This is a genomic window from Streptomyces sp. NPDC048659, assembly GCF_040650575.1.
In the GTDB taxonomy this organism is placed as follows: Bacteria; Actinomycetota; Actinomycetes; order Streptomycetales; family Streptomycetaceae; genus Streptomyces.
Genome location: NZ_JBEZHM010000014.1, coordinates 88,476 through 112,662, shown reverse-complemented (window position 1 = coordinate 112,662; position 24,187 = coordinate 88,476). Strand labels below are relative to the sequence as shown.

Annotated in this window: 23 protein-coding genes; 13 read left to right on the top strand and 10 right to left on the bottom strand. The window is 73.6% G+C overall.

Features of this window, described 5'->3' with window-relative positions; translation table 11 throughout:
• Position 1: 1 nt before the first annotated feature.
• Positions 2-1,741 carry a cation acetate symporter gene (locus tag AB0C99_RS13900; RefSeq protein ID WP_362474188.1) on the top strand — a complete coding sequence of 580 codons (1,740 nt, stop codon included), beginning with the start codon at positions 2-4 and terminating at the stop codon, positions 1,739-1,741.
• On the top strand, positions 1,738-2,952 hold the full coding sequence (locus tag AB0C99_RS13895; RefSeq protein ID WP_362474185.1) for a histidine kinase: 1,215 nt from the start codon (positions 1,738-1,740) through the stop codon (positions 2,950-2,952). Before AB0C99_RS13900 ends, AB0C99_RS13895 begins: the two co-directional genes overlap by 4 nt.
• 13 nt (positions 2,953-2,965) lie before the next feature.
• On the opposite strand, the gene AB0C99_RS13890 is transcribed toward AB0C99_RS13895, so the two are convergent.
• From AB0C99_RS13890 to AB0C99_RS13880, 3 genes are all read right to left on the bottom strand, one after another.
• Complete coding sequence (locus AB0C99_RS13890) at positions 2,966-3,472, bottom strand: hypothetical protein (protein ID WP_362474182.1); 507 nt, start codon at positions 3,470-3,472, stop codon at positions 2,966-2,968.
• A 183-nt stretch (positions 3,473-3,655) separates the two neighbouring features.
• Positions 3,656-4,087 carry a PaaI family thioesterase gene (locus tag AB0C99_RS13885; protein ID WP_362474282.1) on the bottom strand — a complete coding sequence of 144 codons (432 nt, stop codon included), beginning with the start codon at positions 4,085-4,087 and terminating at the stop codon, positions 3,656-3,658.
• A gap of 34 nt (positions 4,088-4,121) precedes the next feature.
• Entirely contained in the window at positions 4,122-4,682 is a 561-nt protein-coding gene (locus AB0C99_RS13880; RefSeq protein WP_362474179.1) for a sigma-70 family RNA polymerase sigma factor, read from the bottom strand.
• 229 nt (positions 4,683-4,911) lie between these two features.
• Here AB0C99_RS13880 and AB0C99_RS13875 point away from each other — a divergent pair, with 229 nt between their 5' ends.
• Positions 4,912-6,141, top strand: coding sequence for a CapA family protein (locus AB0C99_RS13875; RefSeq protein WP_362474176.1), 1,230 nt, complete (start codon positions 4,912-4,914; stop codon positions 6,139-6,141).
• Between the two features lie 24 nt (positions 6,142-6,165).
• Here the strand turns inward: AB0C99_RS13875 and AB0C99_RS13870 are convergent, their stop codons facing one another.
• A complete protein-coding gene (locus AB0C99_RS13870) occupies positions 6,166-6,612 on the bottom strand; it encodes a universal stress protein (protein WP_362474173.1) in 447 nt (148 codons plus the stop codon).
• A gap of 90 nt (positions 6,613-6,702) precedes the next feature.
• On the opposite strand from AB0C99_RS13870, the gene AB0C99_RS13865 reads away from it, so the two are divergent.
• A complete protein-coding gene (locus AB0C99_RS13865) occupies positions 6,703-7,569 on the top strand; it encodes a polysaccharide deacetylase family protein (RefSeq protein WP_362474170.1) in 867 nt (288 codons plus the stop codon).
• Between the two features lie 64 nt (positions 7,570-7,633).
• On the opposite strand, the gene AB0C99_RS13860 is transcribed toward AB0C99_RS13865, so the two are convergent.
• Positions 7,634-8,296: a class F sortase gene (locus AB0C99_RS13860; protein WP_362474167.1), complete on the bottom strand. Its 663-nt coding sequence runs from the start codon at positions 8,294-8,296 to the stop codon at positions 7,634-7,636.
• A gap of 324 nt (positions 8,297-8,620) precedes the next feature.
• Between AB0C99_RS13860 and AB0C99_RS13855 the strand changes: the two genes are divergently transcribed.
• Complete coding sequence (locus AB0C99_RS13855; protein ID WP_362474164.1) at positions 8,621-9,106, top strand: hypothetical protein; 486 nt, start codon at positions 8,621-8,623, stop codon at positions 9,104-9,106.
• Positions 9,107-9,218: 112 nt separating this feature from the next.
• On the opposite strand, the gene AB0C99_RS13850 is transcribed toward AB0C99_RS13855, so the two are convergent.
• From AB0C99_RS13850 to AB0C99_RS13840, 3 genes are all read right to left on the bottom strand, one after another.
• Positions 9,219-9,779, bottom strand: a complete 561-nt coding sequence (locus AB0C99_RS13850; protein ID WP_362474161.1) for a hypothetical protein — start codon at positions 9,777-9,779, stop codon at positions 9,219-9,221.
• A gap of 167 nt (positions 9,780-9,946) precedes the next feature.
• On the bottom strand, positions 9,947-10,711 hold the full coding sequence (locus AB0C99_RS13845; RefSeq protein ID WP_362474158.1) for a hypothetical protein: 765 nt from the start codon (positions 10,709-10,711) through the stop codon (positions 9,947-9,949).
• A gap of 28 nt (positions 10,712-10,739) precedes the next feature.
• Positions 10,740-10,988 carry a hypothetical protein gene (locus AB0C99_RS13840; protein ID WP_362474156.1) on the bottom strand — a complete coding sequence of 83 codons (249 nt, stop codon included), beginning with the start codon at positions 10,986-10,988 and terminating at the stop codon, positions 10,740-10,742.
• Between the two features lie 912 nt (positions 10,989-11,900).
• Between AB0C99_RS13840 and AB0C99_RS13835 the strand changes: the two genes are divergently transcribed.
• Positions 11,901-12,713, top strand: a complete 813-nt coding sequence (locus AB0C99_RS13835; protein WP_362474153.1) for an SAM-dependent methyltransferase — start codon at positions 11,901-11,903, stop codon at positions 12,711-12,713.
• Positions 12,710-14,881, top strand: coding sequence for an EAL domain-containing protein (locus tag AB0C99_RS13830; RefSeq protein ID WP_362474151.1), 2,172 nt, complete (start codon positions 12,710-12,712; stop codon positions 14,879-14,881). Before AB0C99_RS13835 ends, AB0C99_RS13830 begins: the two co-directional genes overlap by 4 nt.
• Before the next feature lie 112 nt (positions 14,882-14,993).
• Here AB0C99_RS13830 and AB0C99_RS13825 read toward each other — a convergent pair whose 3' ends face one another.
• Positions 14,994-15,890, bottom strand: coding sequence for a LysR substrate-binding domain-containing protein (locus tag AB0C99_RS13825; protein WP_362474149.1), 897 nt, complete (start codon positions 15,888-15,890; stop codon positions 14,994-14,996).
• A gap of 191 nt (positions 15,891-16,081) precedes the next feature.
• On the opposite strand from AB0C99_RS13825, the gene AB0C99_RS13820 reads away from it, so the two are divergent.
• The 5 genes from AB0C99_RS13820 to AB0C99_RS13800 all read left to right on the top strand — a co-directional run bounded on the left by AB0C99_RS13820 (position 16,082) and on the right by AB0C99_RS13800 (position 20,942).
• Positions 16,082-16,705: a succinate dehydrogenase cytochrome b subunit gene (locus AB0C99_RS13820; RefSeq protein ID WP_362474280.1), complete on the top strand. Its 624-nt coding sequence runs from the start codon at positions 16,082-16,084 to the stop codon at positions 16,703-16,705.
• On the top strand, positions 16,706-18,649 hold the full coding sequence (locus AB0C99_RS13815; RefSeq protein ID WP_362474147.1) for a fumarate reductase/succinate dehydrogenase flavoprotein subunit: 1,944 nt from the start codon (positions 16,706-16,708) through the stop codon (positions 18,647-18,649). It begins immediately after the preceding gene.
• Positions 18,646-19,392: a succinate dehydrogenase/fumarate reductase iron-sulfur subunit gene (locus AB0C99_RS13810; RefSeq protein WP_362474145.1), complete on the top strand. Its 747-nt coding sequence runs from the start codon at positions 18,646-18,648 to the stop codon at positions 19,390-19,392. The genes AB0C99_RS13815 and AB0C99_RS13810 overlap by 4 nt, the downstream gene beginning before the upstream one ends.
• 289 nt (positions 19,393-19,681) lie before the next feature.
• Complete coding sequence (locus tag AB0C99_RS13805; RefSeq protein WP_362474143.1) at positions 19,682-20,071, top strand: tyrosinase cofactor; 390 nt, start codon at positions 19,682-19,684, stop codon at positions 20,069-20,071.
• A gap of 43 nt (positions 20,072-20,114) precedes the next feature.
• On the top strand, positions 20,115-20,942 hold the full coding sequence (locus tag AB0C99_RS13800; RefSeq protein WP_362474141.1) for a tyrosinase family protein: 828 nt from the start codon (positions 20,115-20,117) through the stop codon (positions 20,940-20,942).
• Positions 20,943-20,953: 11 nt separating this feature from the next.
• Here AB0C99_RS13800 and AB0C99_RS13795 read toward each other — a convergent pair whose 3' ends face one another.
• Positions 20,954-23,353, bottom strand: coding sequence for an excinuclease ABC subunit UvrA (locus AB0C99_RS13795; protein WP_362474138.1), 2,400 nt, complete (start codon positions 23,351-23,353; stop codon positions 20,954-20,956).
• A gap of 77 nt (positions 23,354-23,430) precedes the next feature.
• Here AB0C99_RS13795 and AB0C99_RS13790 point away from each other — a divergent pair, with 77 nt between their 5' ends.
• Positions 23,431-23,970 (top strand): DUF2165 domain-containing protein, encoded by a 540-nt coding sequence (locus tag AB0C99_RS13790; RefSeq protein WP_362474136.1) that lies wholly within the window; start codon positions 23,431-23,433, stop codon positions 23,968-23,970.
• Positions 23,971-24,187 lie beyond the last annotated feature (217 nt).

Sequence of the window (24,187 nt, the reverse complement as noted above, 5' to 3'; positions counted from 1 at the left end):
CGTGAACCACAGCTACGCGCTCGCCGCCGTCACCGCCGTCGTCCTCGCCACCGTCCTCATCGGCGCCCTCGGCCTGCGCATCTCCCGCACCACCTCCGACTTCTACGTGGCCTCCCGCACCGTCGGCCCCCGCCTCAACGCCGCCGCCATCAGCGGCGAGTACCTCTCCGCCGCCTCCTTCCTCGGCATCGCGGGACTCGTCCTCGTCCAGGGCCCCGACATGCTCTGGTACCCGGTCGGCTACACCGCCGGCTACCTCGTCCTGCTGCTCCTCGTCGCCGCCCCGCTGCGCCGCTCCGGCGCGTACACCCTCTCCGACTTCGCCGAGGCGCGCCTCGAATCGCCGCAGGTCCGCAGGCTCGCCAGCCTCTTCGTCGTCGGCATCTGCTGGCTCTACCTGCTGCCCCAGCTCCAGGGCGCCGGGCTCACCCTGGAGATCCTCACCGGCGCCCCCGACTGGGTCGGCGGCCTCCTCGTCGCCCTCGTCGTCACCGGCACCGTCGCCGCCGGCGGCATGCGCAGCATCACCTTCGTCCAGGCGTTCCAGTACTGGCTCAAGCTCACCGCCCTCCTCGTCCCGGTGCTCTTCCTCGCCGCCGCCTGGTACGGCGACGGCGCCCCCCGCGCCCGCTTCGACGCCCCCGCCGTCTTCCGCGAGCACACCAGCGTCCGCGTCGCCGAGACCGTACGCCTGGAGGCCGACACCCCGCTCACCCTCGCCGTCACCGGCCGCGTCGACTCCCGGACGTACGCCGGGGAGCCCGTCACCCTCGCCCCCGGCACCCACCGCGTCGAGGCGGGCACCACCCTCGCCTTCCCCGAGGGCGCCCCCGTCCCCCGCCGCACCGGCACCGGGGAGGACCCCCTCGGCTGGTCCCAGCCGCTCGCCGGGAGCCGCGACGGACACCAGCTGTACGCCACCTACGGGCTGATCCTCGCCACCTTCCTCGGCACCATGGGCCTGCCCCACGTCGCCGTCCGCTTCTACACCAGCCCGCACGGCCGCGCCGCCCGCCGCACCACCCTCGTCGTCCTCGGCCTGGTCGGCGTCTTCTACCTGCTGCCGCCGCTGTACGGGGCGCTCGGCCGGATCTACGCCCCCGAACTCGCCCTGACCGGCGCCGCCGACGCCGCCGTCCTCGTGCTGCCCGAACGGATGCTCGGCGGGATCCTCGGCGACCTGCTCGGCGCGCTGCTCGCGGGCGGCGCCTTCGCCGCGTTCCTGTCGACCGCCTCGGGGCTCACCATGTCCGTCGCCGGCGTCCTCACCCAGGACGTGCTGCCCGCCCGGGGCGTCCGCCACTTCCGGCTCGCCTCCCTGCTGGCCACCGCCGTGCCGCTGAGCGTCGGCCTCGTCGCCTCCGCCGTGCCGGTCGCCGACGCCGTCGGGCTCGCCTTCGCCGTCTCCGCCTCCTCCTTCTGCCCGCTGCTCGTCCTCGGCATCTGGTGGCGCGGGCTCACCCCGCCCGGCGCCGCCGCCGGGCTGCTCCTCGGCGGCGGCTCCGCGCTCGCCGCCGTCATGGCCACCCGCGCCGGACTGCCGCCCGCGGGCTGGCCGCACACCCTGATGGCCTGGCCCGCCGTCTGGTCGGTGCCGCTCGGCTTCCTCAGCATGGTCCTCGTCTCCCTGGCCACCCCGCGCCGCGTGCCGCCCGGGACCGCCGCGATCCTGGCCCGCCTGCATCTGCCCGAGGAGCTCGGCATGACCCGCAAGACCGGACCGAAGGGGGCCGCGCGGTGAGCGGCATCGCGCTGGCCGCCGCGGGCGCCGTCGCCGCCGTGCTGCTGACCGTCGGCTTCGTGCTCGGCCGGATCACCGCCCGGCGCGGCCGGGGCCCGGCCGACGCGGGCCTCGGCAGCCCCGTCGAACGCGCCACCTTCCACACCCTGCACACCGCCTCGCTCGCCGCGCCCCCGCTGCGCGCCGGACTCACCGGCGAGACCGCGGCCCGCGCCGTCGGACGGCTGCGCCCGCTGCTCGGCACCGAGGCGCTGTGCCTCACCGACCGCGCCGAGGTGCTCGCCTGGGACGGGCCCGGCGGCGCCCACCACCGGGACCGGGTCGCCGGACTGGTCGCCGAGACCCTCGCCTCCGGCCGCAGCCGCTCCGTCCACACCGACCACGCCGACTGCCCCGACGACTCCTGCCCGCTGCGCTGGGCGGTGGTCGCCCCGCTGACCGGCGAGGACGGGGTGCTCGGCGCCCTCGTCGCGTACGGCTCGCGCGAGTCGGCGGTGCTGGTGCGCGCCGCCACCGAGGTGGCCCGCTGGGTTTCCGTCCAGCTCGAACTGGCCGAGCTCGACCGCTCCCGCACCCGGATCGTCGAGGCGGAGATCCGCGCCCTGCGCGCCCAGATCTCCCCGCACTTCATCTTCAACTCGCTCGCCGCGATCGCCTCGTTCGTCCGCACCGACCCCGAGCGGGCCCGCGAACTGCTCCTGGAGTTCGCCGACTTCACCCGCTACTCCTTCCGCAGGCACGGCGAGTTCGCCCGGCTCGCCGACGAACTGCGCTCCATCGAGCAGTACCTGGCGCTCGCCGGGGCCCGCTTCGGCGACCGGCTCAAGGTCACCCTGCGGATCGCGCCCGAGGTGCTGACCGTGGCGCTGCCCTTCCTGTGCCTCCAGCCGCTGGTGGAGAACGCCGTCAAGCACGGCCTGGAGGACTCCGCCGGCGGCTGCCGGATCGTCATCGCGGCCCATGACGCGGGTGCCGAGGCGGTCGTCACCATCGAGGACGACGGGGTCGGCATGGACCCCGAGGAGCTGCGCGCCCTGCTCCGCGGCGAGCGTCCCGCCTCCTCGGGGATCGGCCTGAGCAACGTCGACGAGCGGCTGCGCCAGGTGTACGGGCCGGAGCACGGGCTCGTCATCGAGACGGGTCCCGGCGCCGGCATGAAGGTGACCGTACGGCTGCCCAAATACCGGCCCGGGGTGCACCCCGCCGTCTGAGCGGCCCAGCGGCTCAGTACAGGTGCAGCGCGAGGTGGGCGAGGGCCACGCCCAGCTGCCAGGCGGGCAGCCACACCTGCCGCTCCTCGTCGATGACGGCCGCGGGCGGCGCGGGCAGCGCGCCGGGCACCCCCGCGAGGTCGGCCAGGTCGGCGGCGCGCAGCTCGGTCGCGCGCAGCAGCCGCCAGGTGGCGCGGGCCAGCGCGAGGTCGGGGTTCCCGTCACCTCCGTCGCACCCGTCGCCCCGGTCGCCCCCGGCGGCCGTCACGGCGAGCCGGGCCTCGACCCAGTCGGTCCAGGGGTGGTCGTGGGCGGTGCGCCGCATCCACTCGTCCACCCCGGCGCCCGCGAGGTGGACGGTCAGGGCCAGGGCCTGCCGTCCGGCGCGGAACTCCAGCGATCCCGGCTCGACGAGCCCGCTGGTGCGCAGCAGGTCGTCGGCGGCGTACTCGGCGCAGAGCCAGTCCATGGGGACGGCGAGCCCGCCCCCGCCGGCGCCGTTCGTGCTCTCGGGCAGCAACGCTCCACCTTCTCCCGGACGTCCCTCACGAGGCCCCGAGGACGAGCCTCCACCAGGAAGCACGTGCGCGGGGCGCACTTGGCTCAACTCGCCCGCGCGGTTCCGGATACGGTTCTCGCCACATCGGTGCAGGTGGGGGCCGTGTGACGAGGGTGAGAGAGGGGGCGTGGGGGCTCGCGCGGGTCAGCCGAGGAGCGCGTACACCGCCGTCGCGTGGGCGGCCGTCCCCTCGCCGCCCTCGGCGGTCACGGTGATGTCGGCGAAGGCCATCCGCTTCCCGGTCTTGGTGAGCCGGGCCCGCACGAGGACGTCCGCGCCGACCACCGCGCGCTGGAAGCTGATGGACTGCTGGACCGTGGTCACCGGGACGAAGCCGCCGCGGGCGGCCGACACGGCGAGCACGGCCGCGGTGTCGGCCGCGGCCATCAGCGCCTGGCCGGACAGACCGCCGCCCTCCCGGGCGAGCCGTTCGGACCAGGGCAGCCGCAGCACGGCCTGCGGGCCCTGCGGGCCTTCCGAGCCTTCTACGGAGACCACGGTGAGCCCCAGGTCGAGCACCCAGGGGGCGAAGTTGTCGGCGAGGATCTTCTCGGCGGCGGCGGGAGTCAGCGGCACGTGACCGGTCGTCACGGGATCGTGTGTCACCGGATCATTGTGGGACGGCGGTCCGGGGCCGGGCAACGGGCGTGCGCCGGGGCGGCCGGTAGCCGGTCAGGCGCCGTCCCAGGAGCCGCAGCGCGTAGTGCGAGCGGGACTTGACGGTGCCCGCCGGGATGCCGAGGTCGGCCGCCGCCTCGTTGACGGTCAGGCCGCGGAAGTAGAGCCGGACGAGGACCGCGCGGTGTTCCGGGCTGAGGTCGCGCACCGCGGCCCGGACGTCGAGGGCGGCGTCGGCGGACTCGGTGGCGTCGGCCGGGTCGGCGGTGACGGCGAGCACACCGTCGCCGATCTCGGCGGGGCGGGCGAGCCGGGAGCGGCGGGCGTCGATGGCGATCCGCCGGGCCACCGTGAAGAGCCAGGGGCGCATCGACTCGTAGGGCGCGGCGAACGCCTCGGGGTGCAGCCAGGCCCGGACCAGGGTCTCCTGGGCCAGGTCCTCGGCGCGCTGCCGGTCGCCGTGGGTCAGTTTGAGCAGGAAGGCGAGCAGCGCGGGCCCGTGCTCGGACTGGAGCTCCTTCAGGGTCCGCTCGTCGGTGGTTGCCGTGGTCATGGCCCGTATCCGAACGCATCCGGGCGGCGGGGGACAGGGAACGGACGGCGGTGTGCGACGAACGGTCGCACCGCGCGGTGAACGGTACGGCGAACGGACAGCCGGAGGCATTGCGTCCGATTCAGCGGGGTTTGGCGCCGGGTGCGGCAATGACCCTTGACTGGGGCCTTTGCCGAGGCTCAATTCAAAGGATCAGATGCTCATCCTATGAACGGCTGGAGCTCGGCAGATGACCTCACGCACCCGACCCGGCGCGGCGGCCCTCGCCGCGCTCCTCCTCGCCGCGGCCACCGGCTGCGCCGCCCGCGACCACGCCCCGCCCGCCCCCGAGACGCCCGCCACCGCCAACGGGATGCCCCGCGGCCCGGCGACCTCCAACGGGATGCCCCGCCACCCGGCCGCCCCCGGGGGCGCCTCCGCCCCCGCCCGTTTCACCCTCGTCGCCTCTGGGGACGTGCTGCCGCACGACTCGATCATCCGGCAGGCCGCCGCCGACGGGGGCGGCACGGGCTACGACTTCCGCCCCATGTTCGCCGGTGTGAAACCCGTCGTCTCCCGCGCCGACCTGGCCATCTGTCACATGGAGACCGTCTACGGGGAGGAGGGCGGCCCCTACACCGGCTACCCCGCCTTCAAGTCGCCCCCCGAGATCGCCGCCGCGCTCAAGGCCACCGGCTACGACTCCTGCTCCACCGCTTCCAACCACACCCTCGACGACGGCGCCGACGGACTGCGCCGCACCCTCGACGCGCTCGACAAGGCGGGGGTCCGGCATGCCGGCTCGGCCCGCACCGCCGCCGAGGCGGGCCGGCCCGCCCTGCTCAAGGCGGGCGGCGCCACCGTGGCCCAGCTCGCCTACACCTACGACACCAACGGCTACCCCATGCCCGAGGGGCAGCCCTGGGCCGTCCAGCTCCTCGACGAGCAGCGGATCGTCACCGACGCGCGGGCCGCCCGCCGGGCCGGGGCCGACGTCGTCGTGGTCTCCGTCCACTGGGGCACCGAGTGGCAGACCGAACCCGACGAGCGCCAGCTCTCCCTCGGCCGCGCCCTCACCGCCTCGGCCACGAACGGGCGCCCCGACATCGACCTCGTCCTCGGCACCCACGCGCACGTGCCGCAGGCGTACGAGAAGGTCAACGGCACGTGGATCGTCTACGGCCTGGGCGACCAGATCGCCGGAGACATGATCAACTACGAGGGCGGCTACGACCGGCGCGGCAACCAGGGCACCCTCGCCCGCTTCACCTTCGCCCCGCCCGCCGCGCCCGGACGGCGCTGGGAGGTCGTCAAGGCCGAGTTCGTCCCCCAGTTCTTCGACACCGCGCGCGGCCGGGTGCTGAACCTGAACGCGGCGATCCGCGCGGGCGAGGAGCAGTACGCCGAGACCCGCGACACCCTCCGCGAGGTCGTCCTCGGCCGCGGCGCCGCCCGCGACGGCCTGGTCATGGGCGAGTAGCGACGCGGGGGCGGGATCCGCGCCCTACGGCACCACCGTGACCGGCCAGCGGCCCGCCTTCACCAGCCGCACCGCGACCGAGCCGACGAACCGGTGCCCGGCCGACTCCGAGGCGCCCACCACCACCGCGTCCGCCTTCAGCTCGTCCGCCGCGGCCACCAGGCCCGCGTAGGCGTCCCCGCGGAAGGTGTGGAACTCCCAGCGCACCCGCCAGATCTCCTTGACCCGCTCGGTCGACTCGCGGATGTCGGCGACCAGCCCCTCCGCGATCTCCTCCGTGGTCCCGGCGACCGGCGCGCCCAGCGCCGCGCCCGCCGTGATCAGCGGCTGTACGTAGACCAGGGCCAGCAGCGCGTTCTGCCGCCGGGCCAGACCGGCCGCGTAGGAGGCGGCGCGCAGGGAGGACTCCGAGCCGTCCACCCCGGCCACGATCACCTTCGGGCCGTCGGTACCTCGTTCGTAACCACTCACCCTCCGAGGCTATCGGCTCATCGAGTGCTTTCGGCCGGGCCGCCGGTGTCGCTGAGAAGCCCGCACGCCCCGGCGTACGAACCATGGGCCATGAAAAACGACGAGAAGCCCGTGGGGCGGCGGTCGCTGCTGCGGCTCGCCGCCGCCCTCGGCGCCACGGCCACGGTCGGGGTCTTCGCGGCCGACCGCCTGAGCGGCCCCGAGGCCGGACCGGGTGCCGGAGCCGCGCCCCCGGCGACCCCGCCCCGCCCGGCGGGCGCGCCCGGCGCCCAGGCGCAGGCCCGGCTGCGGCCCGCCGCCTACCGCCTCCAGCCGATGACCGGCTACGCGCCCCCGGCCTTCCGGCGCGCGGTCCCGCCGGTGCGCACCCGGCCCTTCCTCCATCTCACCGGCGTCGGGCGCTCGATGGTGCTCACCTTCGACGACGGGCCCGACCCCCGCTACACCCCGGACATCCTGGCCGTCCTGCGTGCCCACGGCTGCCGGGCGATGTTCTTCGTCTGCGGCGAGATGGCGGTGGACAACCAGGACCTGCTCAAGGAGATGGCCGCCGACGGGCACGTGATCGGCAACCACTCCTGGTCGCACCCGCTGATCCCGAAGCTGCGCCCCTCCCGGATCCGCCAGGAGCTCGGCTCCACCAGCGACGTGATCGAACGGGCCCTCGGCACCCCGCCGCTCTGGTACCGGGCGCCGTACGGGGCCTGGAACCGGCACTCGTTCGAGATCGGCGCCGAGCTCGGCATGGAGCCGATGGCCTGGACCGTGGACACCCTGGACTGGCAGGAGCCGCCCACCGACTCCATCGTGCGCCGGGTCCTCGACGGCGCCGGACCCGGGGTCGTCGTGCTCAACCACGACGCGGGCGGCGACCGGGCGCACAGCGTGGCCGCGCTCCGGCGTTATCTGCCCGCGCTCCTCGACGCGGGCTACAGCATCACCGTCCCGCGCCGCTGAGCGCGCGAGGGGCCCCGGCGCGCGGGAACGCGCCGGGGCCCCTCGCGTCCGGGACGGCGGACGGTCAGCGCGTGCTCACCATCCGGGCGTAGACGACCACGTTGCCGTCGTAGCCGCGCGACCGCGAGTAGCCGCCGCCGCAGGTGATCACTCGCAGCTCGGGCTCGCCGGTGTCCGCGTAGACCTGTACGCCGGGGAAGTCGTCCTTGGCGTACACCTCCACGCCGTAGATCTCGAAGACCGCCACCCGGCCGTCGTAGCGCTCGACCTCGACGTGCTGCCCCTTCTGGAGGGAGCCGAGGCCGTAGAAGACGGCGGGGCCCGCCATGTTGTCGACGTGCCCCACGACCACCGCGGTGCCGCGCTGGCCCGGGGCGATGCCGTTCTGGTACCAGCCGGCGAGATTGGCGTCCTGGGCCGGGGGTGCGGCGATCCAGCCGTTCGGGTCGAGCCCCACGTCCATGACCGGGGCGGCCACCCGGAGCGCCGGGATCCTGATCCGGGAGGCGGGGGCGAAGGGCAGCGGCTGGAGTCCGGCGGCCGCGGTCGGAGCGGGGCCGACGGGACGGGTGACCGGGCGGGCCGCGGCGGTGGGCTGCGGGGGACCCGACTCGAAGCCGACGCCGTTGCGCATCATCGCCAGGCCGGACAGCATGACCAGGGCCAGGGCGCCCCAGGGTTGGCGTCTCCTGGCCGCGTCGAGGACGCTGAAGTCCTTGGTCCTCATGGTTCTCCCTTCGTGGGCGTCACGGGAACGGTAAGGGGGCGTCGGGGGACCGGCGATCGGGGCGGGGCGAACGGGTGTCGGCCGTCGGGGCGGGGGCGTCCGGGTGATGCCCCATCCGAGTAATCGTCAGATGATCGGCCTGACGGCGTGTGACCTGCGGAACCGTCAGCCGGGGACCCCCGTTCGGCCGGTGCCCCGGCTCACCGGGGTGGCCCAAGCCCGACATGCGGCACGGTGTCCCTCTTGTGATGGTTCGTCATGGAAGGCGTACTCGTCGAATCTCCCGGAGCACCGCTTTGGGGCGTCTTCCACTGGAGGTTCACCATGCGTGCTGCACGCACTCTGGCGGTGACGGCGACCGCGTTCGCGGCGCTCGGGCTCGCGGCCCCCCTCGCCACCGCCACCAACGGGCCGACGAATGTGCAGGTCAATCCGTTCGACGTCCACGCGGGCTCGACGATCACCATCACGGCCAAGGGCTGCGGCCACGGAGGCACCGTCACGTCGAACGCGTTCCCCGAGACCAACCTCTCGGTGAACTCCAACGGCCTCTCCAGCGCGATCGCCCGCGTCTACAACAACGCCACCCCCGGCAGCTACAACCTCGCGGTCAAGTGCCGGGACAACAGCAACGTCGAAACGCACCAGTTCCGCGTGCTGCCGGGCCGCGGTTCGCAGGGCGGCCTCGGCGGCTCGCTCGCCCCGAGCTCCACCGAGATGGCGGTCGGCGGCAGCCTGGTCGCCGCGGCCGCGCTGGGCGGCGGTCTCTTCATCGCCCGCCGTCGCCGCACGTCCGGCGCGGGCGTCTGACCCGCCGCACCTCCCGGCCGGTCCGCAGCGCACGTCGCAACGCCCGTCGCCCCCGAGTCCTCGTCCAGGACCCGGGGGCGACGGGCGTCGCGGGGCGGCGCGGGCGGCCCGGTCAGTGCCGCCGGTCCGCCGCGGACCTGCGCCGCACGACGAGCACCACACCGGTGGCGGCGGCCAGCACCATCGCCCCGCCGGCCGCGAGCGTCCAGGTGTCCGCCGGGCCGAAGGAGCCGCCGAGGCCGCCCTGCACCCCGCGCGGCGGGGTCAGCAGCGTGGAGCGCGCGGTCGGCGTCGAGGTCGCGCCCCCGCTGATGGTCAGGTCGACGGTGCCGGAGACCCCGCCGGTGCAGTTGAAGGAGACGGTGTAGACGGCCCCGCGCTTGGCGTCGGCGTCCACGCTCGCGGTCGCGGCCGAGCCCGGCGCGATCGTGACCGTGTCGAAGATGCCCGCCGACGCCGTCGCCGTACTCGCGCAGCCCGGGGCGCTCAGGGTGATCCTGCCGCCCGGGGCGACGACCCCGGGGGAGATGACGAAGTCGCCCGCCTGCCGGGCGCGCGGCGCCTGCGGCCGGGGCGCTCCCGGAGGGCCGTCGGCGGCGACGGCGAGCGGGGCGGCCAGGGCGAGGGCGGCCGCTCCCAGCAGCACGGTGGACGCGGCACGTATCGCGCGCATGGTGGTTCCTCCGGGTCCCCGAGGAGCAGCCGCGGAAGGGTCTTCCGAACATCGGACGACATGCACCTCGATGTCCGAAACGCTAGGAGCGCCCTACCACAGCCGCGATCCCAGACGCGCGAATGGGGCACCGATGTCCCCCGCCCGGCCTACGTCGGCCGCCCCGGTCAGCCGTTGAGCTGCGGGAACAGGTCGAGGAACGGCGCGGCGGTCGCCGCGATGCCCCGGCCGAACGGCGCGTCGAAGTCCCAGATGAGGAAGAGCAGGAACGCGATCAGCGCGCTGAACAGCCCGGCCAGCAGCAGCTCCTTGCCCGTGCGCCGGATCTGGAGCGTGAAGATGAGGCCCACGGTGACCAGGGCGCCGATGATCAGGCCGAACCAGACCACACCAGGCATCGTGTCCCCCGCGCTCTGCCCGCGCGCCCCGCGCGCGTCGTCGGCGACGCCCACCTGGTCCACCAGCGGCTGGTACGCCTGGCCCTCGAAGTCGTCGGCCGGCCGGTAGTCGGTGACGCTGCGCCGGACCTTCTCCATGAGCTCGGTGCCCTTGTCGCTGAGCTCGCCGTGGTCCGTCATGTGCGGGAACTCGTCCTCGACGACGTAGCGGACGTACGTGTCGACGTCGGAGCGGATCCGTTCGCGGACGGCGACGGGGTACACCTCGGCGCGCGCGGAGATCTCGTGCAGGGCCTGCGCCTCCTGGCGCACGGTCTCCTGGGCGGCGCTGCGGGCCTCCCAGACGCCGGCGATGGCGAGGCCGAGGACGATGGCGTAGACCACGCCGATCATCATCGTCATGTACTCGATGACGTCAGGGGTCTCGCTGGGGTCGTCGTCCTCCGGGAGCTTGCGGTTGTTGATGATGACGATGGTCAGGACCACCGCGCAGGCGGCGGCCATCGCGATGGTCAGGACGAGCCATTCGGACAAGGTTTCCTCCGTTGGCCGAGCGCGGGGCTCAGCGGGAACCGCGCGGGCGCAGGATCGCGGTCGCGATCACGGCCGGGGCGGTGATGAGCAGGGTCGTGGTGATGACGTTCGGGGCGCTCTTCGGCTTGGCCCGCGCGGTGCGCTGGTAGTGCGGCAGGGCCACGGGAGCGGGCGGGCGGGGGCGCAGGGTCGGGGTGGGGGAAGGTTTCGGCGGAGCGGGCGGCTCGGCGCGCGGGGTCGTCGGCGCGGGCTTCGGCGCGGGGGCGGGCGGCGGCACCGTCCGCACGGGCGGCGGGGGCGTCGGCTTCGGGGGCGGGGGAGGAGGCGGCGGCGTCGGCTTGGGAGTGGGCGTGGGAGTAGGGGTCGGGGTGGGCGTCGGCGTCGGAGTGGGCGTGGGTGTCGGAGTCGGCGTGGGGGTCGGCTCCGGTGGACAGGTCGGGTGCGGGGGGTGCGTGTGATGCGGTGGGTGGGTCGGGTGGGGATGGTGGGGTGGATGGGGACGGTGGGTGGGGCGGCAGTGGCCCCATCCGGCGACGGCGACCGAGGTGTTCGAACCATCGGATCCCGTCGTGGCGGAGGCGCAGGCGTCGGCGGCGACGGGCACCGGTGTGGCGAGCAGCCACACGAGCGCCCCGGCCGCCAGGGGCCGCGCGAGGAGCGATCCGTACGGTGACAACAGAGACACGCCGAGCAGCATGATCACGGAAATCGGGCCGTAGGCCCGGAACGGCTCCGGATTCCCCGGATGGAGGGGTTTTCCGGGTGCACGGGTTTGACGTTTCCCCTGCCGTGGTCGTCCCGTTGGTGCCGACTGGTCCGCACGGGGGCGAAGTTGCCGGATATTAGGCCCTCTTGGGGCTTGTTGGGGGTAATTGTTCCGGTGCGGCCGGCGGGGGTGCGGTGATCGCGGGCGGGTGGCCGGTTGTCGCCCCCCGGCGGGGGCCCGCGGAGGGCTGCGGGGCCGGTCCGGTCGGCGCGGGAACCGCGCACGATCGTATGCACGTGAATGTGCACGGGCCGAAGGCGCGAACCTTTCTGTCGCCCGCGCGCGTGCCAATGGCGTGTGACCAAGAACGGATCGCGAATTTCCGTTTCTACTCGCTCTCCAGGCAGGCGATCAGTAGCCTCAGCTCGAACGTCGGCCGCGAACACTTGGCCGTATCCCCGTGGCGACTTGTTGGAGACTTTGATGGAGCGTCCCGCCTGGGCCCCGCCCGGCATCGATATCTCGGTGCCGAGCGTGTCCCGTATGTACGACTTCTATCTGGGCGGCTCGCACAATTTCGAAGTGGACCGGGAAGCGGCCCGCAAGGCCATGGAGTTCGTGCCGGGACTGCCCAAGATCATGCAGGCGAACCGCGCCTTCATGCGCCGGGCCGTGCGGTACGCGGTGGACGCCGGCGTCACGCAGTTCCTGGACATCGGCTCGGGCATACCGACCTTCGGCAACGTCCACGAGGTCGCCCAGGCCGCCAGCGAGGCCGCCCGCGTCGTCTACGTCGACCACGACCCGGTGGCCGTCGCCCACAGCCGGGCCGTGCTCGCGGGTGACGACCGCTCGGCCGTGCTCGCCGCCGACCTGCGCAAGCCCGCCGAGATCCTGGACAGCCCCGAGGTCGCCCGACTCCTCGACCTGGAACGGCCGGTGGCCCTGCTCCTGGTCGCCGTGCTGCACTTCCTGGAGGACGCCGAGGACCCGGCCGCCCTCGTCGCCGAGCTGCTCGCCGGGCTCGCCCCCGGCAGCCTGCTCATCCTCACCCACGCCTCCTACGAGGGCATCCCGCTGCCGCCCGAGCGGGCCGGCGGCACGGTCGGCGTCTACCGGGACATCCGCAACCCGCTGGTGATGCGCTCGCGCGAGGAGATCGCCCGCTTCTTCGACGGCACCGAACTCGTCGCCCCCGGACTCGTGTCGATGCCGCACTGGCGGGCCGACGCTCCGGCGGAGGAGGAGGACCCCTACGCCTTCTCCGGTTTCGCAGGGGTGGGGCGCACGGCGTGAAGGTCCCGCCTCAGCCGGCCGGCCCCGTCGCCGACGCCGACGGTCCCGAGAACAGGCTCAGACGGTTCGTGACCATCTGGAGCCGGGCCGTCTTCCCGGTCACCATGACCTCGCTGACCCGGCAGGAGTTCGAAGGCCATCTGCTGCCGCTGGCACGCGAGTTGAGCGCCGCGCTGCGCGCCAGGCCGTTCGACACCGCGCCCGCGCACCGGGTCGGCCAGGCCCTGATCGCCGCGCACTGCACCGACCCGGACGCGCTGGCCCGCAGCCTCGGCGTCGTCGACGCCTATCTGGTGCTGTACTGCGCGGAGGACCCGGACGTCGCCGGGGCCGGCGCCGAGGAGCTGCGGGCCCGCTGCTCCCGGCTGCAGCACACCATGGCCGCCGGTTTCGCCCAGGCGCTGCGCGAGCGGACGCTGAACGAGCAGGAGACCATCGCGCACTCGGCGCTCTCGGCCCGCAGCGCCGCCGAACTCGCCCTGCACGCCACCGAGAGCCGCTTCCGCGCGGTCTTCGAGGGCGCGGCGATCGGCATCGGCATCGCCGACCTCGACGGCAACGTCCTGGAGGTCAACGAGACCCTCACCCGGATGTTCGGCGGCCTCGAACAGCACGTGCTCAGCCGCAACATCGCCGAGTGGTCGCACCCCGAGGACGGCCCGCACGTCTGGCGCCTGTACGACGAGCTGGTGCGCGGCGAGCGCGAGCACTACCGGGTGGAGAAGCCGTACTACCGCGGCGACGGCACCGTGCTGTGGACCAACCTCACCGTCTCGCTGCTGCGCGACGCGGCCGGGGTGCCCCGCTACCAGCTCGCGCTGATGGAGGACACCACCGAACGGCGCCTGCTCAACCTGCGGTTGCGGTACGAGGCCACCCACGACGCGCTGACCGGGCTGCCCAACCGGACGCTGTTCTTCGAGCGCCTGGAGAAGACGCTGGCCCCGGGCGACGGGCGCTTCGGGCTGTGCTACCTGGACCTCGACGGCTTCAAGGTGGTCAACGACAGCCTCGGCCACGCCACCGGCGACCGGCTGCTCGTCGAGGTCGCCGACCGGCTGCAGGGCTCGGTCAAGGCGCCCGGCGAGATGGTCGCCCGGCTCGGCGGCGACGAGTTCGTCGCGCTGACCACCGGCTCCGACAGCGAGCACAAGGTCGCCGAGCTCGCCGACCGGATGCTCGGCGCGCTCGCCGCCCCGATCCGGGTCGACGGCCGCGAACTGACCGTGCGCGGCAGCGTCGGCGTGGTCGAGGGCCCGGTGGGGGAGCGGACCGCGGCCGAGGTGCTGCGCAGCGCCGACATCACCATGTACCGGGCCAAGTCGGCGGGCGGCAACCGCTTCGAGTTCGCCGACGCCGAGGCCGACGCCCGGGCCATCACCCGGCACGGGCTCACCACCGCGCTGCCCGCGGCCCTGGAGCGGGGCGAGTTCTTCATCGAGTACCAGCCGCTGGTCCACCTGGACGACGGCAGCGTGCACGGCGCCGAGGCGCTGGTCCGCTGGTGCCACCCGCAGCACGGGGTGCTCGGCCCGGACCGCTTCATCCCGCTCGCCGAGAACACCGGGCTGATCGTGCCGCTGGGCCGCTGGGTGCTCGAAGAGGCCGTGCGGCAGGCCCGGTTCTGGCAGACCCGGCACGCCGACGGCGGCCCGCTGCGGATCAACGTCAACCTCTCGCCGACCCAGCTGCACCACCCCCGGCTCGTCGCGGACACCGTCGACGTGCTGGAGCGCTCCGGGCTCGAACCGGGCGCGCTGTGCCTGGAGGTGACCGAGTCGGCGCTCATCGGCGCGGACGACGACCTGCTCAAGCCGCTGCGGCAGCTCGCCGACATGGGCGTGGACATCGCGCTCGACGACTTCGGCACCGGCTACTCCAACCTCGCCAACCTGCGCCGGCTGCCGGTCAGCGTGCTCAAGCTGGACCGCTCCTTCACGCAGGGGATGCAGCAGCACCCGGTGGACCTGGTCGACCTCAAGATCGTCGAGGGGATCGTCCAGCTGGCCCACAGCCTGGAGCTGGCCGTCACCGTCGAAGGTGTGGAGACCGGGGCGCAGGCCCAGCAGCTGCGCGAGCTCGGCTGCGACACGGCCCAGGGCTGGTACTACGCCCGCCCCGGCGCCCCGGACCGGATCCACTCGCTGGTCCTGGCGGACGCGGTGTAGCGCGGACGGGTCTCACGCGCGGGGGCGGGCCTCACAGGCGGGGGCGGGCCTCACACGCTGGGTGGGCCTCACACGCGGGGCGGACCTCACACGCGCCCGCGTACGCCCCCGGTCAGGCCGCCGTCCCGCCCCGCCGCGAGGCCATGAGCAGCCGCTGGAGCTCGCGGGCCGCTCGGGGCGGGGCCACGTCGCTGCGGTGGGCCAGCGCGATCGTGCGCTGGAGGCCCGGCCGGGCCAGCGCCGTCACGCGCAGGTCGCGGCTCGCGCGGGCCGCGACCATGGTGGGGACGACCGCGAGGCCGAGCCCGGCCCGTACGAAGCCGAGGACGGCGTCCATCTCGCCGCCCTCGACCGTGAACGAGGGCTCGAAGCCCTCCGCGCGGCAGGCCGCCACGGTCAGCTCCCGCAGGTCGTAGCCGTGCCGGAACATCACGAGCGGCTGGTCGCGCAGATCGGCGATGCGCACCGGGCGGCGCGGCGCGGGGGCGGAGGCCGAGGAGACCACCACCAGGTCCTCGGTCAGCAGCTCCACCGTGGTCAGGGCGGGGGAAGGCGTCGGCAGCGGCAGCACCACCAGCGCCAGGTCGAGCGCGCCGCGCGCCAGCTCCCGGACCAGGTCGTGCGAGCCGCCCTCCTCGATCAGCAGCCGGATCCCCGGGTGCAGGTCATGGAAGGCGCGCAGCACGTCCGGGAGCAGCCCCGTGCAGAGGCTCGGGGTCGCGCCGAGCCGCACCCGGCCGCGCCGCAGCTGCACCAGCTCCTGCACCTCGTGCCGGGCGGTGTCGGTGTCGGCGAGGATCCGGCGGGCCAGCGGCAGCAGCGCCTCGCCCGCGTCGGTCAGCGCGATGTTGCCCCGGGCCCGGCTGAACAGCTCCGCCCCCAGCTCCTGCTCCAGGGCCTTGATCTGCTGGGAGAGCGAGGGCTGCGACACGTGGACGCGCTCGGCGGCGCGGGTGAAGTGACGGGTCTCGGCGACGGCGACGAAGTACAGGAGCTGCTGGAACTGCATGGGACCAGCCTACCCCGTTCGATAGGAGGCCCCTATCGAGATGAGCCGAACCATGTCTTGGACCTCTCGGGCCCTTCGCCCCTACCGTCGCTGACATGGCTCTGGCACCCCATCCCGACCGGAAGGCGGGCCGCCCGCCCGCGGGCCCCACCCGCGGCTTCTGGGCGTCCACGATCGGCAAGAAGACCGTCATGGCCGTCAGCGGTCTGACGATGCTCGCGTATCTCGTCGCGCACGTCGCCGGCAACCTGAAGGTCTTCTTCGGCCCCGAGGAGTTCAACGGCTACGCCCACTGGCTGCGCACCATGGGCGCCCCCGTGCTGCACCACGAGTGGGGCCTGTGGGCCGCCCGGATCGTGCTGGTCGTCGCCGTCGTCGCGCATGCCGTCTCCGCGTACCAGCTCAGCCGGCGCGACCTGCGCGCCCGGCCGACCGCGTACGTGCACAAGCGGCGCCGGTCGAGCTACGCCACCCGCACCATGCGCTGGGGCGGGATCATCGTCGGCCTCTTCATCGTCTGGCACATCCTCGACCTGACCACCGGCACCGTCCACCCCGGCTTCCAGGAGGGCAGGCCGTACGAGAACGTCGTCGACACCTTCTCCACCTGGTACGGCAACGTGATCTACCTCGTCGCCATGGCGGCCGTCGGGCTGCACGTCCGGCACGGCTTCTGGAGCGCCGCCCAGACCCTCGGCGTCGGCAACGCCCGCCGCGAGCGCGTCCTCAAGGCCACGGCCAACGGCCTCGCGCTGCTGCTGACCGCCGGCTTCGTCTCCGTACCCGTCGCCGTCATGACCGGAGTGGTGAGCTGAATGACCTCCCCCGACTACACCCTGGGCGCCCCGATCAGCGACACGAAGGCCCCCGCCGGGCCGATCGCGGAACGCTGGGACACCCGCCGCTTCGAGGCGAAGCTGGTCAACCCCGCCAACCGGCGCGGCCACCGCGTGATCGTCGTCGGCACCGGCCTGGCCGGCGGCTCCGCCGGCGCCACCCTCGCCGAACAGGGCTACCAGGTCGTCCAGTTCTGCTACCAGGACTCCCCGCGCCGCGCCCACTCCATCGCCGCCCAGGGCGGCATCAACGCGGCCAAGAACTACCGCAACGACGGCGACTCCGTGCACCGCCTCTTCTACGACACCGTCAAGGGCGGCGACTTCCGCGCCCGCGAGTCCAACGTGCACCGGCTCGCCCAGATCTCCGTCGAGATCATCGACCAGTGCGTCGCCCAGGGCGTCCCCTTCGCCCGCGAGTACGGCGGACTGCTCGACACCCGCTCCTTCGGCGGCGTCCAGGTCTCCCGCACCTTCTACGCCCGCGGCCAGACCGGCCAGCAGCTCCTGCTCGGCGCCTACCAGGCGCTCTCCCGGCAGATCGCCGCCGGGAACGTGGAGATGCACCCGCGCACCGAGATGCTCGACCTGATCGTCGTCGACGGGCGGGCCCGCGGCATCGTCGCCCGCGACCTGGTCACCGGCGCGATCTCCACCCACTACGCGGACGCCGTCGTCCTCGCCACCGGCGGCTACGGCAACGTCTTCTACCTGTCCACCAACGCCATGAACTCCAACGCCACCGCCGTGTGGCGGGCGCACCGGCGCGGCGCGTACTTCGCCAACCCCTGCTTCACCCAGATCCACCCCACCTGCATCCCGCGCACCGGCGACCACCAGTCGAAGCTCACGCTGATGAGCGAGTCGCTGCGCAACGACGGCCGCATCTGGGTCCCCAAGGCGCACGGCGACACCCGGCCCGCCCACGAGATCCCCGAGGACGAGCGCGACTACTACCTGGAGCGGATCTACCCCTCCTTCGGCAACCTCGTCCCCCGCGACATCGCCTCGCGCGCCGCCAAGAACGTCTGCGACGAGGGGCGCGGCGTCGGCCCCGGCGGCCAGGGTGTCTACCTCGACTTCGCCGACGCGATCCGCCGGATGGGCCGCGCCAAGGTCGAGGAGAAGTACGGCAACCTCTTCGACATGTACGCGCGGATCACCGCCGAGGACCCGTACGAGGTGCCGATGCGGATCTACCCGGCCGTGCACTACACGATGGGCGGGCTCTGGGTCGACTACGACCTCCAGACCACGGTCCCCGGCCTGTTCGCCATCGGCGAGGCCAACTTCTCCGACCACGGCGCCAACCGGCTCGGCGCCTCGGCCCTCATGCAGGGCCTCGCCGACGGCTACTTCGTGCTCCCCGCCACCATCAACGACTACCTGGCCCGCCACCCGCACGACACCCCGGTCACCGACGCACACCCGGCGGTGCGGGAGGCGCTGGCCGAGACCGAGGACCGGCTGAACCTGCTGCTCGCCGTCGACGGCGACCGCACCCCGGACTCCTTCCACCGCGAACTCGGCGAGCTCATGTGGGAGTTCTGCGGGATGGCCCGCACCGAGGAGGGGCTGCGCACGGCGCTGCGCCGGATCCCGGAGATCCGCGAGGAGTTCTGGCGCCGGATCAAGGTGCCGGGCACCGGCGAGGAGTTCAACCAGTCGCTGGAGAAGGCCAACCGGATCGTCGACTACCTCGAGCTCGCCGAGCTGATGTGTCTCGACGCCCTGCACCGCGCGGAGTCCTGCGGCGGCCACTTCCGCGAGGAGTCCCAGACCCCGGACGGCGAGGCGGCGCGCCGCGACGAGGAGTTCGCGTACGTCGCCGCCTGGGAGTCCGGCCCGTCCGGCACCCCCGTCCTCCACAAGGAGGACCTCGTCTTCGCACACGTCCACCCCACCCAGCGGAGCTACGCATGAAGCTCACCCTGCGCGTCTGGCGCCAGCGGAACGCCGACACAGAAGGCGCCATGGCCACCTACGACGTCGAGGGCGTCTCGCCCGACATGTCCTTCCTGGAGATGCTGGACACCCTCAACGAGGACCTCATCCTGCGCGGCGAGGACCCGGTCGCCTTCGACCACGACTGCCGCGAGGGCATCTGCGGCGCGTGCAGCCTGGTCATCGACGGCGACGCCCACGGGCCCGAGCGCACCACCACCTGCCAGCTGCACATGCGCTCGTTCCGGGACGGCGACACCATCGACGTCGAGCCCTGGCGGGCCGCCGCCTTCCCGGTGGTCAAGGACCTCGTCGTCGACCGGTCCGCCTTCGACCGGATCATCCAGGCGGGCGGGTACGTCAGCGTCCCGACCGGCTCCGCCCCCGAGGCGCACGCCACCCCGGTGCCCAAGGCGGACGCCGACTTCGCCTTCGAGCACGCCGAGTGCATCGGCTGCGGCGCCTGCGTCGCCGCCTGCCCCAACGGCTCGGCGATGCTCTTCACCTCCGCCAAGGTCAACCACCTGGGCGTGCTGCCGCAGGGCGCGCCCGAGCGCGAGACCCGGGTGCTCGACATGGTGGCCCAGATGGACGCCGAGGGCTTCGGCGGCTGCACCCTCACCGGGGAGTGCGCGACCGCCTGCCCGAAGGGCATCCCGCTGCCCTCGATCGCGGCGATGAACAAGGAGTGGCTGCGGGCGCGCCGGAAGGCGCGCGACTGAATCCGGACAGTCTGGGAGCGTGAGCCCCGCCACGTCCCGCGCCCCGGAACGAAAGATCGTTCACGAGATCGTCACGATCTCCGCAGAACTTTCGTTCCGGGGCGCTTCCGTGCGCCGGAACAGCAAGATCAACTCCGTTCAACGCTGTACCGATCATGGCGAGTCGTCCATATAGCGGCCAACCCCTTCCGGGCGATTTCCGGCGTCAAGGCGCCTCCGGGTACTGATGGGTCCTGCCGGGGGCATATGACCAAACCCCCGGCGGTACCAGTCCATTTGGGGGTTTCTCATGTCCAGCATCACCCGCCGCCAGGCCCTCGGCGTCGCCGCAGGCGCCGCCGGTGCCGTCGCGGGCCTCGCCCTGGCCGGCTCCGCCGGAGCCGCGACACCGCCCGCCGACGCGCCCGCCGCCCTCCCGGAGCCCGCCGCCTTCGACGAGGTCTACCAGGGCCGCCGCATCATCGGCGGCCCCGCGCACGGCGGCCACCACGGGGGACACCACGGGGGCGGCTACTCCGTGACCATCGACGGCGAGGAACTGCACGTGATGCGGAACGCCGACGGCACCTGGATCAGCGTCATCAACCACTACGAGCCCGTCGCCACGCCCAAGGCCGTGGCCCGCGCGGCCGTCCGCGAGCTCCAGGGGGCCCCGCTGGTCCCCCTCGCCCTCGGCTGACCCGATCCCGCCACCGCCCGTTCCACCCAGGAGCCGTACCACCGTGACCGTACGCAAGAACCAGGCCGCCCTCACCGCCGACGAGAAGCGCCGCTTCGTCGCCGCCCTCCTCGAACTGAAGCGCTCGGGCCGCTACGACACCTTCGTCACCACCCACAACGCCTTCATCATGAGCGACACCGACAGCGGCGACCGCGTCGGCCACCGCTCGCCGTCCTTCCTGCCCTGGCACCGCCGCTTCCTCATACAGTTCGAGCAGGCGCTCCAGTCCGTCGACCCCAGCGTCACCCTGCCCTACTGGGACTGGACCGCCGACCGCACCACGAGCTCCTCCCTCTGGGCCCCCGACTTCCTCGGCGGCACCGGCCGGGCCCGCGACGGACAGGTCCTCGACGGCGCCTTCGCCCGCTCCGGCAACCGCTGGACGATCACCGTCCGCGTCGACGGCCGCGACTACCTCCGCCGCGACCTCGGCGCCGGCGGCCGCCAGCTCCCCACCCGCGCCGAGGTCGACTCCGTCCTCGCCATGGAGACCTACGACATGGCCCCCTGGAACAGCGCCTCCGACGGCTTCCGCAACCACCTGGAGGGCTGGCGCGGCGTCAACCTGCACAACCGGGTGCACGTCTGGGTCGGCGGCCAGATGGCCACCGGCGTCTCCCCGAACGACCCCGTGTTCTGGATGCACCACGCCTTCATCGACAAGCTGTGGGCCGACTGGCAGGCCCGCCACCCCCGCTCGGCCTACCTGCCCGCCGCCGGCACCCCGAACGTCGTCGACCTCCACGACACCATGCGTCCCTGGAACGACGTGACCCCGGCCGACATGCTCGACCACACCCCGCACTACACCTTCGACACGGCCGCTTAGCCGCGCCGGACTTAGCTCCCCGCGAGGCCCAGGGCCCGGGCCAGATACGGGGCGGTCCTGCTCGCCGCCGTCGCCGCGACGGCGGCGGGCGGGCCCGCAGCCACGATCCGGCCGCCCTCGTCGCCACCGCCCGGACCCAGGTCGATCACCCAGTCCGCGCCCGCCACCACGTCCATGTCGTGCTCCACGACCACCACCGTGTGCCCCGCGTCGGCGAGACCGTGCAACTGGCGCGCCAGCACCTCCACATCGGCCGGGTGCAGCCCCGTCGTCGGCTCGTCCAGCACGTACAGCGTGTGGGCGCGCCGGGGCCGCTGGAGCTCGGTGGCCAGCTTGATGCGCTGCGCCTCCCCGCCGGACAGCTCCGTCGCCGGCTGGCCGAGCCGCAGATAGCCGAGGCCCACGTCCAGCAGCGTGCGCAGCCCGCGCGCCGCCGCCGGGACCTCCGCGAAGAACCCCGCCGCCGCCTCCACCGTCAGGTCCAGCACCTCCGCGACGGTCAGCCCGCGCAGCCGCACCTCCAGCGTCTCGGGGTTGTACCGCGCCCCCCGGCAGTCCGGACACGGCGCGTACGTGCTCGGCAGGAACAACAGCTCCACCGAGACGAATCCCTCGCCCTGGCAGGTCTCGCAGCGCCCGCCCGGCACGTTGAAGGAGAACCGCCCCGCCGCGTAACCCCGCTCCCGGGCCTCGTCGGTCGCCGCGAACAGCTTGCGCACCACGTCGAACAGACCCGTGTACGTGGCCAGGTTGGAGCGCGGGGTCCGCCCGATCGGCTTCTGGTCCACCGTCACCAGCCGCTCCACACCCGGCAGTTCCTCGGTCAGCGCCGCCGCCAGCGTGGACTTCCCGGAACCGGACACCCCCGTGACCGCCGTCAGCACCCCCGACGGCACGGCGGCATCGAGCCCCCGCAGGTTGTGCCGGTCCAGCGGCCCTGTCCGCAGCCACCCCGAAGGCTCCCGCACCTCCCGCGCCGGGACGGCCGGGCGGTCGAAGAGGAAGCGCCGGGTCGCCGACCCGGCCACCTCCGCCAGCCCCGCCGGCGGGCCGCTGTACAGCACCCGCCCGCCGTGCTCCCCGGCCAGCGGCCCCACGTCCACCAGCCAGTCCGCGTGCCGCACCACGTCCAGCTGGTGCTCCACCACGAACACCGTGTTCCCCGCCGCCCGCAGCCGGTCCAGCACCACCAGCAGCGCCTCCGTGTCCGCCGGGTGCAGCCCCGCGGACGGCTCGTCGAGCACGTACACCACACCGAAGAGCCCCGACCGCAGCTGGGTCGCGAGCCGCAGTCGCTGGAGCTCGCCGCTGGACAGCGTCGGCGTCGCCCGGTCCAGGCTCAGATAGCCCAGGCCCAGCTCCGTCACCGTCCCGATCCGCGCCACCAGGTCCGCGCCGAGCACCCGCGCCGTCTCCGTCGCGTCCCCGTCCGCCGTCGCGCGCTCCAGCGTCCGCGCCAGCTCCGTCAGCGGCAGCGCGGCGAGCTCCGCGATGTCCCGGCCCGCGAAGGTCACCGCCATCGCCTCCGGCCGCAGCCGCCCGCCCCCGCACACCGGGCACGGACCGCTGGTCAGGAACCGCTCCGCCCGCGCCCGCAGCGACGCGCTCTTCGAATCCGAGAAGGTACGCATCACATAGCGCCGGGCGCTCGTGTACGTGCCCTGGTACGGGCGCTGGATCCGCCCCGCCTCCCGCACCGGATGGACCGTCACCACCGGCTGCTCGTCGGTGAACAGGATCCACTCCCGGTCCGCCGCCGCCAGCTCCCGCCACGGCCGGTCCACGTCGTACCCGAGCGCGTCCAGCACGTCCCGCAGGTTCTTGCCCTGCCAGGCGCCCGGCCAGGCGGCGATCGCGCCCTCCCGGATCGACAGCCCCGGGTCCGGGACCAGCAGCTCCTCCGTCGTCCCGTGCACCCGCCCGATGCCGTGGCAGGACGGGCACGCCCCCGCCGCCGTGTTCGGCGAGAAGGCGTCCGAGTCCAGCCGCGGCGCCCCCGGCGGATAGGCGCCCGCCCGCGAGAACAGCATCCGCAGTGAGTTCGACAGCGTCGTCACCGTGCCGACCGAGGAGCGCGCGTTCGGCGCGGACCGGCGCTGCTCCAGCGACACCGCCGGCGGCAGCCCGGTGATCTCCCCGACCTTCGGCGCCCCCACCTGGTGGATCAGCCGCCGGGCGTACGGCGCGACCGACTCGAAGTAGCGGCGCTGCGCCTCCGCGTAGATCGTGCCGAACGCCAGCGAGGACTTCCCCGAGCCGGACACCCCGGTGAACACCGTCAGCGCGTCGCGGGGCACATCGACGTCGACACCCTTCAGATTGTGCTCACGGGCACCCCGCACCCGGACGAACGGGTCGTGGGGCGTCGCGGGCGCGGGCGGCGCGACGGGGGAGTCGGTGCGGCTGTGCATCCGCCGATTCTAGGGCGCCCGTCCCGTTTGCCCTGGTCAGGCCAGCCGAACGGGCGACGACGAGAGAGGACACCTCCATGACACAGGCCCACCCCCGGCGGACCCGGCTCCTCAAGCTGGGCTCGCCGCCCGTCGCGGCGACCGCGCTGACGGCGACCGTCGCCCTCTACATGACCCTGGTCGTGTTCGGGAACCTCACCGACTTCGGGACCAACCAGCTCTTCGTCCGGCACGTCCTGAGCATGGACACCACCTTCAAGGACCCCGACCTGATGTGGCGGGCGGTCGAATCGCCCGCCCTCCAGAACGCCGCCTACGTCGCCCTCATCGCCTGGGAGGCGACGGCCGCGGCGGTCCTCCTCGCCGCCACCCGGCTCTGGATCACGGGACTGCGCCGTGACACGTACAACCGCGCCCGCGCGGTGAGCACGGTGGGCCTGGTGATGGTGCTGACGCTGTTCGGGATCGGCTTCCTCGTGATCGGCGGCGAGTGGTTCGCCATGTGGCAGTCGTCCGACTGGAACGGCCTCGACGCCGCCGCGCGCAACGTCGCGCTCGCGGCCTTCACGCTCCTCGTGGTGCACCTGCCCGGGAGGGGCTCCGGCCGGCCGTCGTAATGTCGACAAGTGGCCCGGATTCAGCCATTCAATGGAATTCGCATATTCATTCGGTAATCTTGTTCATGCGCTCGGATAATATCGCCGATTCCGATGAATTCCAGAATTCTACTGGTGGCGGCTGAGCGTCTGCCCCTAGAGTGTCGCGCGCTGCTCACGACGGTTGTCGGCGAGGTCGACGGTGGAGGGCGTCGCGTCGGACCTGCTGTGCGTCTTT